Origin of the sequence: Paenibacillus sp. 481 (assembly GCF_021223605.1) — a bacterium.
In the GTDB taxonomy this organism is placed as follows: domain Bacteria; phylum Bacillota; class Bacilli; order Paenibacillales; family Paenibacillaceae; genus Paenibacillus_B.
Genome location: NZ_CP075175.1, coordinates 2,099,247 through 2,116,623 on the forward strand (window position 1 = coordinate 2,099,247; position 17,377 = coordinate 2,116,623).

General features: G+C 40.3%; 20 protein-coding genes and 1 pseudogene. 8 read left to right on the plus strand and 13 right to left on the minus strand.

Features of this window, described 5'->3' with window-relative positions; translation table 11 throughout:
* Positions 1-212: 212 nt before the first annotated feature.
* Complete coding sequence (locus KIK04_RS08960; protein WP_232277921.1) at positions 213-1,067, minus strand: LysR family transcriptional regulator; 855 nt, start codon at positions 1,065-1,067, stop codon at positions 213-215.
* A 116-nt stretch (positions 1,068-1,183) separates the two neighbouring features.
* Here KIK04_RS08960 and KIK04_RS08965 point away from each other — a divergent pair, with 116 nt between their 5' ends.
* From KIK04_RS08965 to KIK04_RS08975, 3 genes are all read left to right on the plus strand, one after another.
* Positions 1,184-2,284 (plus strand): Gfo/Idh/MocA family protein, encoded by a 1,101-nt coding sequence (locus tag KIK04_RS08965; protein WP_232277922.1) that lies wholly within the window; start codon positions 1,184-1,186, stop codon positions 2,282-2,284.
* 260 nt (positions 2,285-2,544) lie between these two features.
* On the plus strand, positions 2,545-2,661 hold the full coding sequence (locus tag KIK04_RS24190; protein ID WP_269671028.1) for a hypothetical protein: 117 nt from the start codon (positions 2,545-2,547) through the stop codon (positions 2,659-2,661).
* 120 nt (positions 2,662-2,781) lie between these two features.
* Positions 2,782-2,946: a hypothetical protein gene (locus KIK04_RS08975; protein ID WP_232277923.1), complete on the plus strand. Its 165-nt coding sequence runs from the start codon at positions 2,782-2,784 to the stop codon at positions 2,944-2,946.
* A gap of 161 nt (positions 2,947-3,107) precedes the next feature.
* Here the strand turns inward: KIK04_RS08975 and KIK04_RS08980 are convergent, their stop codons facing one another.
* Positions 3,108-3,761, minus strand: a complete 654-nt coding sequence (locus KIK04_RS08980; RefSeq protein ID WP_232277924.1) for a FusB/FusC family EF-G-binding protein — start codon at positions 3,759-3,761, stop codon at positions 3,108-3,110.
* 358 nt (positions 3,762-4,119) lie between these two features.
* Here KIK04_RS08980 and KIK04_RS08985 point away from each other — a divergent pair, with 358 nt between their 5' ends.
* Entirely contained in the window at positions 4,120-4,941 is an 822-nt protein-coding gene (locus tag KIK04_RS08985) for a DUF6973 domain-containing protein (protein ID WP_232277925.1), read from the plus strand.
* A 94-nt stretch (positions 4,942-5,035) separates the two neighbouring features.
* Here the strand turns inward: KIK04_RS08985 and KIK04_RS08990 are convergent, their stop codons facing one another.
* Positions 5,036-5,677, minus strand: a complete 642-nt coding sequence (locus KIK04_RS08990; RefSeq protein ID WP_232277926.1) for a 2OG-Fe(II) oxygenase — start codon at positions 5,675-5,677, stop codon at positions 5,036-5,038.
* A gap of 223 nt (positions 5,678-5,900) precedes the next feature.
* Between KIK04_RS08990 and KIK04_RS08995 the strand changes: the two genes are divergently transcribed.
* Both KIK04_RS08995 and KIK04_RS09000 read left to right on the plus strand, forming a co-directional pair.
* Positions 5,901-6,296, plus strand: a complete 396-nt coding sequence (locus KIK04_RS08995) for a VOC family protein (protein ID WP_232277927.1) — start codon at positions 5,901-5,903, stop codon at positions 6,294-6,296.
* Between the two features lie 361 nt (positions 6,297-6,657).
* Positions 6,658-7,587, plus strand: a complete 930-nt coding sequence (locus KIK04_RS09000) for an alpha-helical endospore appendage domain-containing protein (protein ID WP_232277928.1) — start codon at positions 6,658-6,660, stop codon at positions 7,585-7,587.
* Between the two features lie 209 nt (positions 7,588-7,796).
* On the opposite strand, the gene KIK04_RS09005 is transcribed toward KIK04_RS09000, so the two are convergent.
* From KIK04_RS09005 to KIK04_RS09045, 9 genes and pseudogenes are all read right to left on the minus strand, one after another.
* On the minus strand, positions 7,797-8,621 hold the full coding sequence (locus tag KIK04_RS09005; RefSeq protein ID WP_232277929.1) for a GNAT family N-acetyltransferase: 825 nt from the start codon (positions 8,619-8,621) through the stop codon (positions 7,797-7,799).
* 152 nt (positions 8,622-8,773) lie between these two features.
* Positions 8,774-9,043: a CD3324 family protein gene (locus tag KIK04_RS09010; RefSeq protein ID WP_232277930.1), complete on the minus strand. Its 270-nt coding sequence runs from the start codon at positions 9,041-9,043 to the stop codon at positions 8,774-8,776.
* 209 nt (positions 9,044-9,252) lie between these two features.
* Positions 9,253-9,944, minus strand: a pseudogene (locus tag KIK04_RS09015) (response regulator transcription factor).
* A gap of 72 nt (positions 9,945-10,016) precedes the next feature.
* The gene (locus KIK04_RS09020; RefSeq protein ID WP_232277931.1) at positions 10,017-11,450 is read right to left on the minus strand and encodes a sensor histidine kinase; all 1,434 of its coding nucleotides are present in this window, start codon (positions 11,448-11,450) and stop codon (positions 10,017-10,019) included.
* Positions 11,451-11,475: 25 nt separating this feature from the next.
* Entirely contained in the window at positions 11,476-12,228 is a 753-nt protein-coding gene (locus KIK04_RS09025) for an ABC transporter permease (RefSeq protein WP_232277932.1), read from the minus strand.
* On the minus strand, positions 12,215-12,943 hold the full coding sequence (locus tag KIK04_RS09030) for an ABC transporter ATP-binding protein (protein ID WP_232277933.1): 729 nt from the start codon (positions 12,941-12,943) through the stop codon (positions 12,215-12,217). The genes KIK04_RS09025 and KIK04_RS09030 overlap by 14 nt, the downstream gene beginning before the upstream one ends.
* Before the next feature lie 58 nt (positions 12,944-13,001).
* Positions 13,002-14,219, minus strand: coding sequence for a hypothetical protein (locus KIK04_RS09035; RefSeq protein ID WP_232277934.1), 1,218 nt, complete (start codon positions 14,217-14,219; stop codon positions 13,002-13,004).
* Between the two features lie 302 nt (positions 14,220-14,521).
* Complete coding sequence (locus KIK04_RS09040) at positions 14,522-14,794, minus strand: CD3324 family protein (RefSeq protein WP_232277935.1); 273 nt, start codon at positions 14,792-14,794, stop codon at positions 14,522-14,524.
* A 21-nt stretch (positions 14,795-14,815) separates the two neighbouring features.
* The gene (locus KIK04_RS09045; RefSeq protein WP_232277936.1) at positions 14,816-15,187 is read right to left on the minus strand and encodes a VOC family protein; all 372 of its coding nucleotides are present in this window, start codon (positions 15,185-15,187) and stop codon (positions 14,816-14,818) included.
* Positions 15,188-15,479: 292 nt separating this feature from the next.
* On the opposite strand from KIK04_RS09045, the gene KIK04_RS09050 reads away from it, so the two are divergent.
* Positions 15,480-16,115, plus strand: coding sequence for a pentapeptide repeat-containing protein (locus tag KIK04_RS09050; protein WP_232277937.1), 636 nt, complete (start codon positions 15,480-15,482; stop codon positions 16,113-16,115).
* A gap of 21 nt (positions 16,116-16,136) precedes the next feature.
* Positions 16,137-16,742, plus strand: a complete 606-nt coding sequence (locus KIK04_RS09055; RefSeq protein ID WP_232277938.1) for a pentapeptide repeat-containing protein — start codon at positions 16,137-16,139, stop codon at positions 16,740-16,742.
* Between the two features lie 190 nt (positions 16,743-16,932).
* Here the strand turns inward: KIK04_RS09055 and KIK04_RS09060 are convergent, their stop codons facing one another.
* A complete protein-coding gene (locus tag KIK04_RS09060; protein WP_232277939.1) occupies positions 16,933-17,124 on the minus strand; it encodes a hypothetical protein in 192 nt (63 codons plus the stop codon).
* Positions 17,125-17,377 lie beyond the last annotated feature (253 nt).

Sequence of the window (17,377 nt, forward strand, 5' to 3'; positions counted from 1 at the left end):
AAATACCCCAGTTGCTTACCCGGGGTTCATATAGACTCACATATATTTAAATGCCTATCCAGTTTCAAAACCTGCGCGGTACTGCAAGCTGGGACGAATCCTATAATAGTAAGATAATCTTACATAAATTTCTATTGGTGTAGTTACAATTCTGAATCACCTGCGAAATTGCCCCGTAACTGTCTAGATCTTTAACTTTTAATCAGACTGATTTATTTCTCAATTTCATCCGCTGTTACAACCATCCTCATTAATTGTTGCTCAACTCTTGTGATCTTATGATTTTTGCGGTAGCAGATGAATGATTCAATATCACAATCGTGATGATCGATCACTTTATAGTTATGTATGCCTAAACTAGCAACATCTGATTCGGGTATCAAAGTCACGCCCATACCCAGTTGACACATATTAATCATCGATTCTAAGGCCGCAATTTCAACAAAATCGGTTCGAATCACCTGATGCTCCTCAAGCAACAAATCGAAAACTTTTTTATAATAGCAATTTACAGAAGAAATAATTAGATTCTCATGTTGCAGAACTGTATGTAGCGGCTTATCGCAGTTTTTACCGATTAGTACTAGTTTTTCAGTTCCGTATTTTTCATGCTGAAGCGACTTCACGTTCGTTTTCCCCACTAAAAATCCAATATCAATGATCCCGTTCGCAAGTTCCTCCTCCATTTTTTGCGTGCTCCCTGTTTTTATCGTAACCGTCAAGTTATCGTATTTTTCATATAGCACTTTCATGGCGTGATCGAAGTTGCTAGGATGTTTACTTACCATTAAGCCAAGCCTAAGCGCCGGACTTTCTTCATTCATCATACTGATCGTTTCTTCCCACAATAATACGATCTTCTTAAACTGAGCATAGAGCTTCTTCCCCTCTTCGTTTAACTCCATTCCTCTTGGCTTTCTATAAAACAACGCCGTATTGAAGTCACTCTCTATTTTTTTTATTTTTGCTGTCATGTTGGATTGCAGTTGATGCAGTTCCCGCGAAGCTGATGAAATGCTCCCATGTTCGGCAACGGCCATAAAAGCCCTCATATTTTCAATATCCATGTCGAACCATCCCTAACCTATCATTTTTTTTGATTTATCAATTAAATATATACATTATTTTTGATGTCAGGACCATATTATACTGCTAGTTAGTAAATAGTGGGAGGTCGTTTGTGATGAAAAAAATAAAAGTTGGCATTGTCGGTGGTTCCATTCGCAATCGCTGGGCTAGTGCCACACATATTCCGGCTCTGATTAAGAGTGAGCACCATGAAATAACGGCAGTTGCGACAACAAATATGGAATCAGCCCAACAAGCAGCCAAGCAAATTGGAGATATTGAAGCTTATGACGATTACACAAAAATGCTTGCATCCAAGAACGTGGATATGATCATTGTTAGCGTTAAAGCCCCCTACCATCATGAAGTCGTACTGAACACCATTCAGGCCAACAAACATATCTATTGCGAATGGCCCCTTGCGGTCACTGCAAGCGAGATCGATTCCATCATGCGAGAATTGAGTCAATCCTCGATCAGGCATGCCATTGGACTACAATCACGACAAACAGATGAAGTGAAATTAGTTAAAGATCTTATCAATAAGAACGAAATCGGAAACGTTCTGTCTATAAATATGAAAGTAGCAACGCAAGCAAAAGGCAACTGGGTAGACGCGAGCGGTAGCTATATTCTTGACCGCACAAACGGAGCAACCTTGTTATCCATTAATGGCGGGCATTCGTTAGATATCGTAACTTTCCTATTCGGACGGTTTACTGAGGTTCAAGCCAATCACCACACCCATTATACCGAAGCTCGTATCGTTGATCACGATCAGATCATGAATAAAAATATAGAGGATCAGTACGTTATACAGGGCAAAATCAATGACCATATCCCAATCGCCATTCATCTCCAAGGAGGCGCTTATCCTCAATTCCTATTGGAAATCCAAGGTGAGCAAGGTGTCATCCGGCTCTACCAGAATCGATCTATTGGTCATCCGCAATACGGCGGTTTGAGTGTCTCATTGTTAAAGTACGATTCGACACAGACGATTATTTCTAGCCAACCGGATGATTTCAACCTCCTGATGGAAGATTCGAAAGAAGCACCTCTCACCAATGTATATCGCGCGCATCAATCTTTTGCTAGTGACATCCTGTGGGATCAGCACGAAACCCCCGATTTCCATTATGCGTCGTATTTACACCGACTAATAACAGCCATTGAACTAGCGGCGCAAACAGGAGAAAGAATACATACCATCTAACGTAAAAAGGACACCGCGAAGGTGTCTTTTTTCATATTTGCGGTGGCGTCACAAACGATCTCCCTGTTCCGATTACCGTTTCGCGACATCTTCTTCATTTTAACTACAACGATCACGGATTCGATTATCCAGTCTGTTCTCAATTTTCTATATACTAATCGCAAGATAAGTTGTAGCACCACAAATGAGGAGGAAATAACATGGGGAACGGAAGTTGGTAATCAGAACAAATTACAAATCAAGCTGGAAAACTGATTTTAATTACAGGTGCCAACAGCGGACTTGGACTTGAAGCATCGACTATACTAAGTGCAAACGGTGCAAAAATCATCATGGCCGTTCGTAATCTTGAAAAGGGAAGAGAAGCCGTTGCTTAGTTTCCCGTCGCAAATGTAGGGTTAATCGACGATAACCGTAGATGCCACCAAGGCACCGGTTAAGAACCTATTGTTCGTGCGGGCATACTATAAGATAAATAACCAAGTGGAGTGACGTAAATGAAAAACAATAAAGAACAGATCGAAGAAGCGAGAGTAACCTTTATCGGACGATTGTTTACTCTTGGCGGGTCCATTTTTTTCTTAATTGGTTCTTTAATTGTAGCCATTGTGGGATATAAATCTTATATAGATTTACTTAAACCTAACACGAATTTTTCATGAAAAATTGGCTCTATAGATGTGTTTATGTGTATCAGTGTGTTCATCCACGCTGAAATCTTATCTTAATTAAAAAGCATCGTTCCATATTAGCGGAACGATGCTTTTGCTTTCATTTTACTCGAAGCGCCGCGGCGATATATCGAACTCGAACTTAAACTCGATTATCCTATGACGGCATGAATGAATTTTTCCAGCGGAGCTACATCTGTTATATTCGCATTGCAAGCGTCGCTGTTTACGCACATGTAGTTACCGATTGCCTTATAGTAATCCGGCGATGCGTTAGCCGGTTTCGACTTGGTAATTGCCGAGAACAACGCACCCTCTGTATGTCGGTTGCACAAAAAACAGACCACTTTTTTGTTCACTGGAGTGAATCTGCCTTCGACACCGACGAGTTGCCCGTTCAGATGATACACAATGAATAATTTATTCGTCGCGATGTCGGTCCAGCCGTGATACGTGACATAACGATAATCGATCGCAGCCAAATCGGGAAGCTTCAATTTTTTATTTTTCGGAAAGAGCTTCTTCAGCTGCTTATCCGTCACTGGCGTAAACTCCGCCAACAAAGGCTCCAGCGAACGCAAATACTGCTGAAAATCTCCCGCTGTTTTTAACGCCAAAATCGTCTCCAGCGCTTGTTTTTGCAGCGCCGTCGCATCCGGGAACGCTTCTACAATTTTGTCGTGCGCGCCCAACCTTACCGATTCCACGACTTTCGGATCGGCGACCGTATTGCAGGCATTGTGCAATATATCGGCCTGCTTTTTTACTACATTATACTGATGGTTTCTAATAAACGGTACACTCATGCTTGTCAGCCCCTTATTTTAAAAAGTGGAATCTTGCAAATAAGGTGCAAAGCCCATGATTAGAAACGAAATCAGCTTCCGGGCGAAAACGCTAACGATCAGTTTCCAGCCCCACGCAAAGAATCGCCCCTATACTAGGCTTTGCATGAGTCGTTGCCAGTTCTGGCAAAGTGATTTACCACCATTACCGACCTCCTTTATATGTACCATTATAAGGCAATAAAGTGTTTTTTCAAGTTGCAAATCTATTAAATAAAAAAGTAAGTTTGCATTGTATAATTTGACAATTTTTTACTTGAAGGAAGATCATCAGTAAGATACCATTAGCTAGAAACAAAATATGGAAGGGGATAATAACATGAAAAAAACATTATTGTTCAAAACTACGCTTTTGTCTGTCCTTTCTTTTTCTTTATTGCTTCCCGGAGCCTCATTCGCCAATGCATACGGAACTATAGATGGGGGGACAGCTTACGCAAGCTTTAATTCCAATTCAAAAAAGAGTTCCCCTGCAGAACTGAATCATATGAAAAATGAAATTAAAATGCTGTTAGAAGAAAACAAGAGTGGTTCATCTCAAAGTCTTGACAGAATGAGTCCATACATGACTCAGAGTGATATTCAATTTATTCATAACATCATTGAATTAAAAAAAGCTAATCCTCAACTCAGTACAGAGGAATTATCCAATATTGTATTTCCGGTTCGTAGCGGGGTCGCAAGCTTACGCAGTATTAGTTCAGGCTGGGCTGCTTTAAACGCGGCTGAGAAGTCATTAGCTATTGAATATCCTGCTCAAGCTTTAATCGTTAACCTAGCAAAAACTAACACCGATAAAATTACCAGAGATCAATACCCAGGCTGGATAGATGGAGACAAAGGTAATGCATTTAGACATGCTTTATGGAATGCCATTATGTCTGTAACTATTGGCAAAGATTTGGCGGAAAAGTTTGCAACAGCTCATGAAAATAACGGTTTAACAATTGTTCAACAATTAGCACAATCCTGGCATGGATTTAATGGTATAGAACATAAATCAATGGATATGCATAACAATTTAAAAGGTAGAGATTGTGTCAAAACGTCCGAATTTCTCTCTTCTGTAACAAATACAGAGCTAGCAAAAAGAGTTCAAAAGAAAATCGATAATAATGAATTGATCATACTAGTTAAATAATAAATATTTGGTTTAGTATAAGATATATAAATGAAAAAAAGCGCCTCTATAAATAGGGGCGCCATTTCATATATATACACGATTACATCTAAGATTATCGAAAAGTTTGTCTTCTCATCCACATCGTTGCAACCCACTTTTCCCCTGTGATCACGGGTGTACCTGCGTGCAAAGTTAACTCATTTAATTCATGATTACTGTAAAAATATTCGAAATAGACCGCCATTCCCTTATTAGGGGAAACAGAAAGATTAAGCATGGGGAATGTCGTTTCTCCGCCTTCCTCCACATCATTTAAATACATCACAAGCGTACTAATCCGATTGTTAGCACTTGCTCGACTCGTCTCTGCAAAGAAATCATAATGCGGTTTATACTCTTGGCCAGGGGTATATTGTAGAACTTGCAAGCCATCACCATGGTCGATAGGAATGTTCATAATTCGAGAGATTCGCTTCTCAATTGTTGTAATTGTCTCATTCTCCTCACAGAACACACCGCTACTCGTTCTAATTTGATTGACCGTACGATCTTCACCTATTTTTGAGCGTTGCAATCGTTCTCTAGCATTTTCAATGAGCTCATCGCATTCCTCATCACTGAGCACATTTCCTAGAACGACCACCAGTGGTTCCTCATACTTAGCAACAATTCGAATCTCTCGATCTTCTGTCTTGATTGTATTTCCAGCATGATCAAATATCGTCATTTCTTTCGCTGTTGTATTTCCTATCATTTCCATACAGCCCCTATATTATGACATGCACTATAAAAATACGATACCATAAGCTGGAACGAATTGCTTAACTAAAAATATAAACGATCACGCTGTCGATATTAGTGGAAGTAATTTAGTCATATCTACTGCTAATTGACTCAACAAAATAAATCAAGCGAGGAAGGGAAGCATAATAAAAGGAACAGATACATGTAAGGAAATCAAATCATAGGAGGACATCATGGGCAGAATCGTTCACTTCGAAATTCACGTAGACGATATGGAGCGTGCCAAGAAGTTTTATGGAGAGGTATTTGGATGGACATTTGAGGATTGGAGCGCTTATGCTGGAATGCCCTATTTTGGAGCTGTGACAGGCGATGCCAATGAAATGGGTATCAACGGTGCTTTGATGCAGCGCCGAGGGGCCTCTCCAGAACCAGGTCAGGCTATGAATGGTTATGCATGTACGATTGGAGTAGGTGACTATGATACTACTGAAGAACAAATTGTTAGCCTTGGAGGCAAGGTCGCATTACCCAAGTATGCGCTTCCCGGAATGGCATGGCAAGGGTACTACATTGACCCTGAAGGAAATGTATTTGGCATTCATCAGCCAGATAAGAACGCCAAATAATATTGTTCATCGCGCAGCCAAAACCCCGATCTCATGTGGTCGGGGTTTTCATGATGCAGGCGAGAAAATGTCAGTAAATCGATTAACCACCATTGATGCTTACTCTCTGTTGTATTGCCGTGAGGTTGACAAAGTCGCCGTGCTCATTTACCGCTGCACATCCCTAGTATCTCAACTTCTTCCCTAGATCTTTAGTGCAGATGTCTTCTTTGCCCTTCCTCCTACATATATCTCGTAAACATTTAACTATATTTATGCGCAAATAAAAGTTTATCAGCAAAAACCGGATGCGAGTTTACCTACGGGTTAATACGATGTCTTTATCATTACAAAATAGCTTAGCAGACCAGGAGGTTATCTAATGTCACAATCGAATATTCCGAATATTACGCCTATCATCTCTGTGACACGCGATGATGCAATCACGTTGCTCTTGTCATCGATTGCATTGGAGGAGCTTGGTTTAAGTCACATCTTAAACGCTGAAGGAGAGAAGCTTCAGTATGTGCTTGGTACATTGCCTGGGGTGACTTCACCTCCAGCTACATTTAGTGACTTGCTCACGATGAATGAGAGTGTACGAAATACGATACGTGAATTGACGAAGAAGGAATATTTATTGGACAGTAAGCTAAGCAGTATTTTGAACACACCAATCTCGATTGGTCCCACGGGTCCTCCGGGGCCAACGGGTCCATCTGGTGGTCCTCCAGGCCCTACAGGAGCAACGGGTCCAGCAGGCCCTACGGGTCCGACAGGAACTGCTGGCGCAGTAGGAGCAACGGGAGCTACAGGACCAGCGGGGGCAGCAGGGCCGGCGGGAGCTACAGGAGCGACGGGTTCGACAGGTGCAACCGGAGTAACAGGTCCGTTAGTAACGGCGAACAATGCCACTGTATTAAATCCGGTTAACGTAGCCGTAGCAGGTAATGCCAGTGTGCCGTTTACTGTTAACGGGACGATTAACGGAACAGCAATATCACACGTTGCAGGCTCCACGGATATCCTTCTTGATCCGAACCAAACTTACTACGCGACTTGGAACGCTAATGCAAACACGTTAGCGGCTGGCGAGCTTCGAGCTTTCGCCTTGTTCCTGAACGGCGTACAAATACCAGGAACGCTTCAATCCGTTGCGAATACCGGAACAAACAATCCTATCCAACCTACAATTACCGGCAGTGCTGTGTTCAACACGGGGGCAGCGCCAAACATTCTGACTCTACGGAACTTCTTCGCGACGGCAACAACCATAGCAGCACCATCCGTTACAGTTATCAAACTCATATAGGTATATAAAGCTACTAACGAATATGCCATCATACCCCATGTCAAATTGACAATACAACGAGTGTCATTAAGCGGCGGTTGCTTCCCTGCATTTCATTGGGGAGTGGTCGCCTGAATTTTTTTAAATTACGTTCCTTAACAAGATAGAGCCATTGTAAACAAAGCTGTAACGGAGGAATCGGCCTAAATGAAACTGGATCGATTCGAGGACTACAACTTATATTCAAACCCCTTGTAGCCAAACTCCTTCGTAAACCCTATATTTTTCGCAACAGCATTAGAAGGGTAATTCACTTCCATACAATCCCAATAGGGAGTGCAACCATTAGCAAAACAATAATCAACAAAATAATATACAACTCTTTGTGCAAGCTTTCTTCCTTGATAAGATTCAATCGTTTCAATATCAATTCCATGAATGTCCTTATAACGGTAACCCGAAATGCAAAGGCTCACAACATCATGATTGTGCAGCATACAAAATCCAATCCCCTGTTCAAAAAATGTTGCTTCGCTCTCCCAGAACTCCATTATTTTAGACCTGACGAATTCCATATTGTTTATTTCTTTATTTTCTAAAAATTGTTTTGTTACCTGTTCTACTATAAACTCATCTTCATTATCCTGCTGTTTGGCTGTAGAGTTAAATGAGCTTGGAGATATCATATACACATTTTGATCCCACGATTTTAATGCCTTATCACTAAAAATTTCATGGAATGTTGTGTACCAGCTTTGATGATTTCCAATACATTCAAACCATTCCACACCTTGCTCTTTAGCCTGAACTGAAATGACATCATCAATATACCGCTTAATATCGTGATTAAACGTTTTGTTTTGGGAATCTCCAATAAAAATAAACCCATCATTGTTTCCTTGCCAAATTAGCCCTGACCTTGGATTTTCGATGTTATCAACAAATATTCTACCTGAATGTGCACCTTCTACAATTGCCTTTTCTTCAATATTCACACCACGATTCACAAGATTTTTACATCTATAAAATTGATTCCTATCTAGTTCATGTATCATGTTGGCGCTCCAATACAATTTTTTGTCTTCTATACTGTGCTGTTCTGTAAAAAGTATAAAAAACATCCCTGCTCACATATATAGTGAAAATAATTATAGGTGTTATATACACAATAAGGCCCGACAGTAGATATAACTGCCGAGCCTTTACTTTATCCATTATTCGAATAGACGATTTTCTTAATCGTATCATATGATAAATGATATCTCTTCGTAAGTCCTTCAATGGACATGCCTAGTTTGAACTTCTTACGAATATCCTCATTGCGGCGAGCCAATTGTTCTCTTTGACCCGACTTTTCACCCCATTGTTTACGTGATCCATCTTTTTGTGGGATGTATACGAGTCCACCTTGAATATACTTTTGGATTTCCTGAAGCAATTCATCTGGAAAAATAGTATTACCTTTTACATATTTCATTGAGGCACCGCTCCTTATATATACAATCTATAAGGTAAAGCGGAGCCCGCTATCTTTTATTAACACAAGATAAACATGATATCGACCTTCTTTCAGAAATGCATAAATTGGATTTTTATAGTAAAAGAGTAACATACTCATTGCAGGCATTCAACTTATCTATGCTGATCCATAAGAATGGGATTACCATCAGGATGCATCAGCAACAATTAAACCATAAACCGGTATCCTGATCCCCAAACCGTTCCAATATATTGTGGCTTGGATGGATCCACTTCAATCTTTTCCCTTATTCTTGAAATGTGTACAGTAACGGTAGTAACATCACTCATCGCGTCCATTCCCCATATGCGCTCGAACAATTCCTCTTTACCGAATACCCGATTGGCATTTTGCATCAAGAACAAAAGGAGATCGAATTCTTTTTGGGCTAGCGTAACTTCCTTCCCGTTAACAAACACCCGCTTGGAATCTTTTTGAACTTCAAGACCTCTAATCTGGAGCTTGTCTCCTTCTTTCTGCCCGAATCGCTCCTTCATCCGCCCGAATTTGTTCAAATGAGCTGTGACACGGGCGACCAGTTCTCCAGAACTGAACGGTTTGTGATATAATCGTCTGCCCCAAGATTGAAACCATTAATTTTATAAATTTCTTCCTCCCTAGCGGATACAAGAAGAACAGGAATATCTTCATGCTCACGTATCGCTTTCAACACTTCGAAACCGTCCATACCCGGTAACATAATGTCCAAGATGACCAGATCGATTTCTTCCTGCCGGAGTGCTTTCAAGGCTGCCGAACCGTTGTTCACTATGGTCACCGCATAATTACTCAGCTCCAGATAATCCCTCTGTAAGTTAGCAATACTTTGGTCGTCCTCGACAATTAGTACTTTTTTCATTTCACACTTCCTACCTTATCTCATTTTGTCCTGAGGCAGCCAAATCCACCAATCTAATCGTCGGACAGTATCCTAAATCTTTTTTAGTGATATCATAATGCGGGTCCCTTCATCTACAACGCTTCTAGCCCAAATATCCCCTTCATGCCCCTCCACGATTTGCTTCGCGATGGCGAGCCCAAGCCCACTGCCGTTCGTATGACTCCGCGAACTATCCGCTCGATAAAATCGGTCAAATATATGAGGAAGCTTCGCCTCAGGAATGCCCTTTCCGTTATCTTTAATTTCGATAATAGCAGAAGACGTCGTTTCCCTTAGTACAATAGCAACCTTTCCTTTCGGCTTATCGATGTAGGCAGCGGCATTATCCAAAATGTTTTGCACCACCCTCTTAAACCTTTCGCGATCCATGAATACAAGAACAGAATGATTCAACTGATTATCTAGCTCAAGCGAAAGATTGGCTTTATTGTATTCGTATTGATAATCCACAACGCAGTCTTCGAAATAAGCTACCAAATCGATTTTCTCAAAATGATAAGGAATATGATTCAAGTCGAGCTTGGAGTAAAGTAGAAGATCGTCAATCATCGCATTGACAAGAATAGCCTTGGAGCGAGCTGTTTCCAGATATTCTTCCGTTTTCTCTGGTGTTTTAGCGACCCCGTCGATAATACCTCCAATATAACCAATAACGGAAGTGACCGGCGTCTTCAAATCATGCGAAATACTAGAAACGAGAAATTTCCGGTCATCGTCATATTTTTGCTGCAAGTAAACCGATTCCTTCAACTTGATTCGCATAAGTTCCAACGTTCTGCACAGCTCCCGCACTTCTCCTTCGCCCTCTTCGACAATTTCGCCATCCAAATCGCCTTCGCTGATTTTAACGGCGGCATCCTTCAATCGGACAACCGGAAAAATGATCCCGCGTGAAAACGTACATGACACCCAAAAGTTCATCAATAAAAAGAACAGAACAAACACTCCGATTGTAAAATAGCCGATCAGCATGTATAAGTCCGCTTTCAGTTTGACCTGCGCAAACAAGAGCAGTACTCCACTATCGCCAAATTCCAACGTGTAATTCGTCCGGGCGAATATATAAATTTTTCCATTAAGCTCGACAGTATCCTGATCAGACATGTTGCTAGATAAATCGAGAATTCTCTCTATATCGATATCGTCAACGTTCTGAGCGGAGTACACGATCTCACCTTCTTTGAATATCACGGCATGGGCGCCTAAAGCCCTAACACGAGCAGACAGTTCTTGCTTATATGTGTTGTCCAACAGCTGTTCGAATTTCATCGTCTGCGCGTTCATGTTAATCTCGTTAAGACCCGTTCTAACCTCAAAAGCATGCTTCAATTCGTCACTATCTACTCCATGACTAAAAATTTTTGTATACACAGCAACAAAAATAATGACTGCCAATACTGTCAATCCAACGGAAAGTATGACGGAGAGCACGTTCATCGTAAAAAAGCGTTTCGTTAGTTGCATAGGATTACCTTTCTGTTTCGTTGTACTAAATATCTTTACGGGAAAACAGATCATAACCGGCGGTGAAAAGCATCAAACTCCAGCCCAACATGATGAGAATCTGCCGGACGATTTTGGACACGTATATGGATTCAGAAATCCAAAGCCTATACCAATCGAACATCGATGTAACAAAAAAACTGGAGTAGGATGTAAACATCATGTCCAATACGTTAAATCCAATAAACATGATCATGATCAGACAAAGAACGACCATCCCATTCCGGAATACATTGGAGAACAGTACAGCGAGAAGGGAGAATGAAAATATAGGTAAAAATGTAGTGACATATGACAACACGACCTTGCCTGCTCCTACTGAATTTGCAGATGCAGGATGAAATAGAAACCCAGCAAGCATGGAGACAATCATGACGAACATAAGGTTAAAAAAAATAAATGCAGCTAAATTAAGCACTTTCGCACTAAATACGCCGAATCTGGTAACAGGCCTCAACAACGTTAGTTTCATCGTATCGGACGAAAACTCTCCATTAAACATATCGATCGCCACTAAAGTTGCAAACAGCGGTAACACCGTATAAGCTACCATCGCGAGAGTCAGTAGCGAAAACTCGTTGCCTCCTGCAATTCTGATGCCAAGATCATTCTTGATCAACATGACCGCTATTTGTCCAGTCAGAACGGCAAGCATCGATAAAATGGCTGCAACGATCATTTTTTTTCTTTTCAAAAGTTTGACGGCTTCATTAACAAATGCCGCATTAAACCCTGTCATGCCTGTCCACCTCGCTAGCAAAATATTTTTCGAGTGAGGAGTAATTGGAAAGAATATTCCCGGTATAATCTTCATTCACAAGCTTACCGTCGTATAAGACGCCGATTCTTGTACAAGTCTGCTCCATATCGTGAATCAAATGACTCGAAATAAAAAGAGTCGTGCCTTCCTCTACAGAAATACGCTTCATTAGCCTGCCTATTTCCAGCTTCCCTTCAAAATCAAGTCCGTTCATAGGCTCGTCTAAAATCAACAGCTTTGGTCTGGACAAAATGGCAGTTGCCATGCCAAGCCGCTGCTTCATGCCAAGTGAATACTTTTTAGCTTTTTCATGCTTATATTTAATCATGCCCGTTATTTTCAAGCATTCATCAATTCTGCCCTGATCCACATGAGGATAAAACCTAGCGATCAACTGCAAATTTTCATTCGCTGTCAAATAAGGATACGGCTCCGTCGTGTCGATCATACAACCGACTTGCTTGATGGCATCCACGTAGTGATCTGTAATACTGCTGCCGAAGAAATTCACATCACCACTATCCGGCTTGATGAGTCCTGATATCACTTTCATGGCAGTCGTCTTACCTGCGCCACAAGGCCCCAACAATCCAAATATATCGCCTTGATCGACGTTCAGGTTCAAGTCGTGAATTCCACGGCTGTTAGGATATGCTTTGGATAAACGGGATAATTGTATGGCCGTATTCGTCAATGGTAGCTCCCTCCAACAAATGGGAGGGAAGCCGCATTAGCGACCTCCCTCTACACGATTATTTTTCAATTACACGAGTAAATTGGCCGTTGAAATGCGGTGGTGGATTTTGAAAAAATGAGGACTTATCAGCGATCTCTATATTAAGATTAAGGAGCATTTCACCCTCATGTGGAACAATCTGTCCATATTCCTGCCTACCCTTAGAATTAATATAAGCGAAGAAATATCCCGTCTCTTTAGGATTGAAATCAAAGCTAAAATTATACTCACTCGGCAAATCAGCCTCAAAGCCCGAGTTTACGGTCTCGTAATACCTACCCGCTACTTTATCGGGAGACATACTCGTAATTTCAATCGTTCTTTCACCGATCTTACCTTTATTATCCACAATGATGTCGTTTTTGTATTTCCCTACATAATTATCTTTGTTCATATAGACGTATGAATTATGCCATTTAACATTCTCATCTACTACATCAGGTTTCACCAGCTTCGTATCTCCAATGTCAGAAAGCTTGACGACTACACTCAGCGTCAGATCATGTTGCTTCCCATTTTTATCTTTCCCTGATACAACAACATCACCCGTCACATCTTCCAATAAACCTGATTTATTTTCTACAGCTTTGCCGGTAAACTTTTTTATATACAAGTCACTCTCTATTTCTGGTACCCCCGGAGAAGCCCCTCCCATAAAATCGATCGTTTGCTTTATGTTGTATGCGGGAAAAAGAGGATTAACCATAACAGGCGTCTGCCCTTCCGACCAATTCACAGCGTACACCTTGCCGTTGTCCGACTGTTCTCCTACTTGTATGTCATCCTTCATATGGCCGACGACACTATCAACGACACTTACAATTTTCGCAGCATCTCGGCTTTCAACCGTGCTTGTGAAGTTAAACTTTTCGCCGTGAGTAACGTTCTTATCGGTTTCCGCTACCGAATATTCTTTCTTCAAACTGCTTTTGCTCATCATATGTTCTTTGTCTCTATACATGTGGTAATATACTACCTCGCCATTCGAATCTTGAACCGTCTCGAACTCTTCTACTGCCTGCTTTACAATATCATTCTTGCTCGTCGTGGTGGACTGATACAGCGTTTTGTCGTTCTCTTTCAACGTCATTACCGCTTTAATCGTGTAATTGTCCAAATCCTTTTCCAACTGTGCTGTCGTGTGTAATAAGGAACCTTTGAACCGGTCGTAGCCAGAGCCAATCGTCGAATCGGCAAAAGCGGTAACTCCATATATACATGCTCCAACCGCCAACGCGAGTACAGTTATTTTTTTTTGCTAAGTTTCATATTCATTCTCATTCTCCTTTTCCTACATGAACATTAGGAACAAATCTTATTGATTATTATCATACAGGAAGACTATTGAATCCTTGTAAATGAACTATTAACAAAATATTAACTCCGTTTTACTTCTTATCAGATATCTTTCTACGATCATCGTTTGAATATGTACATGGGGAACACTCATGATGAGTTCAAAGGGGAAAATGAAAAAAGCCGACCTCATTGAACTGCAAATAGTCTGTATATATAGTGAACATCATTATATGCGTTCTATACACAATAAGGCTCGGCAGTATGAGATAACTGCCGAGCCTTAACATTTATTCGAATACATATTTTCTTAATCGTATCATGTGATAGATGAAATTTCTTCGTAGGTCGATCAATGGACATGCCTAATTTGAACTTCTCGCGAATGTCCTTGTTTCTGCGGGCCAATTGTTCTCTTTGACCCGACTTTTCACCCCAATGTTTACGTGATCCATCTTGTTGTGGGATGTATATAAATTCACCTTGGATATACTTTTGGATTTCCTGAAGCAATTCACATTGAAGGTATTCAACTTATCTGTGTTGATCCAAAAGAATGGAATTACCATCAGGATCTTCAATTATAAAACTTGCAGGTCCTTCACTTGTTTCATCTGCTTCAGACAGTATTTTAATTCCTTTTGCTTTAAGCTGTTTTTGAATATCTCGGATATCCATAAACGAATCGAGATTTTCAGCATTTTCATTCCATCCTGGATTAAAGGTCAGAATGTTCTCTTCAAACATTCCTTGGAATAGGCCAATTATACAATCTTCGTTCTTCATAATGAGCCAATTTTGAGTAATATCTCCTCCAAAGGCTTGAAATCCTAGATTTTCGTAAAATAATCTTGATTTAAAAATGTCTTTTACACTTAAACTTACTGAGAATGCGCCCAGTTTCATATTTCCTCCGATAAAACCTTATTTTCAGAAGGATTGCACAATGCAATCTACTTTACGTTGATGAATACATGTTTCACCCAGTATTATAACCACGGAAGCAATTAATATGATACAAACAATGAGCCACAAAAGAGCATCATCTTACCCATTTGAGGATTATTGGTTCTTCCCTTTTTAATCTACACATGTATGCTTATTACATATGTTCTTTCTTGTTCAATTAACAGACTAATAAAATGAATAAGGCATCTACAATAGCTGATTTATCAACTGATGAAAGATGGAGGATAATATGAAATTTAAGATTGAGCAGCCTAAAATTCCAGTTGAGTTACTCGAAACAATATCTATTCACTCATTAGAACCAAGAGACGAGATTAGTAATGGAGTTATTGAAAATATAACCATTGAATATCAAGATGCAGTCAGGGTTTCCATGGATAAAATGATGTTTAGAAATGTAACCATTACGGAGTCCTCGTTGGAACAAATTGAACTTACCGATATTGTTTTCGAGAAGTGCGATTTTTCAAATGTTAATTTTCCAAGTTCATTCATGCATCGTATTGAATTTAGAAATTGTAAGCTCATTGGTACAAACTTCTCTCAAAGTCGATTTCAAAATGTCCGTTTTTCGGACTGCTTAGGTGACTTTTCGAATTTTCGCTTCGCTACATTTAAACAGGTGAGTTTTGAAGATTGTTCATTAATAAGCGCCGACTATTGTTCCTCTATTTCCCAAAAAATATCTTTCACTCGTTGTAATATTGATCAAGCTTATATGGTCGGATCCAAGTTAAAGGGAGTCGATCTTAGCGATTGTACCTTTGATGAACTAAGTGTAGAAATTGAGGATTTAGATGGATGTATGATATCTAGTCATCAGGCTTCAACCTTTGTGGGACTTATGGGAATGATTATTCGATAATCGATACTAGGAGGCTTTATTATGTTTCAATATAGCAGTCAGCACTATGAAGGGGTTAATTTTAGTAGCCAAGATTTAAGGTATGGCGAATTGATTAGTTGTACCTTCACACGCTGCATTTTTTCTAACGGGGCATTAGAGGAAATAACAACGAAAAGCTGTAGATTCATTGAATGCAAATTCCAAGGAGCATCACTAAATGGCTCTATTCATACGGAATCCGCTTTTGAGAACTGTAACTTCAGCCAAGCCAATCTCTTTGTTTCAAAATTTGAAAATTGCAAAATGACGGGGTCGGACTTTTCAAGCTCAAATATGGATGGGATCACCATTCTTAAAGGGGACTGGTCTTACACAAATCTGAGACATACTAGATTTATAAGACAGGATTTTCGCGGGGGTCGTTTTTTCGAGGCGGATCTCTCTGAAGCTAATTTAGAAAAAGCGGATCTGAGGAACTGTGATTTTACTAGAGCGTTATTATCAAAAGCGAAATTACAGGGAGCTGACATTCGTGGCGCTAAAATGGATGGTGTCGATTTCAAAACATTTTCTCTGAAGGGTGTTCGAATGGATAGGGAGCAATCTGTTTTGTTTGCACTCTCGCACGGTGCTAAAGTTGATTGAAATTCACCAGATGAGAATGCAAAAAGCCAACCTCATGCGGTCGGCTTAATGATGGTGGAGCGAGGGAGTCGAACTCCTTTCCGAATAGGCGCAGTTTTGAGGTCACCCTAGAGGCACCTTGGAAAACAGTTGCCTCTTCGGGTGCTTTTGGCATTATATCCTTGTAAGAGAGCATACTTTTTCATAATACCTATATTTGCTCGTACCATTGCAGCAATTCACGCGTCTCTTCTTGCGGTGTCTTACATTCAGCTTCAGCCAGTTTCTCTTTCATACAAGCGACCGTCATTTCTTCGGTCGTGCATTCGTGCCCCTGATCGCAAGTATAACAAAAATGAAGAAGATACTTCGTTAGTTGTTCGTCTCTGTGGGTGTTCAGCATGAGTATCACTCCTTACTACTTCTAGTTACATTTTAATTCTAATATAAAAATCCAGAATTATTTGTGATATTTTTCACAAAATTGAATGGTTTTCGATCTTTTTTGTTAACTGGATATAACAAGGTCCGATCATATGGGTAAAACAGTAGTGGTGTAGAAAAAGAAAAATCTACAACCTCATGCAGTTGTAGATTTACATGGTGGAGCCGAGCCGTAGCTCTGCAAATCCACAATTATTCGTTACCTTAGCTTT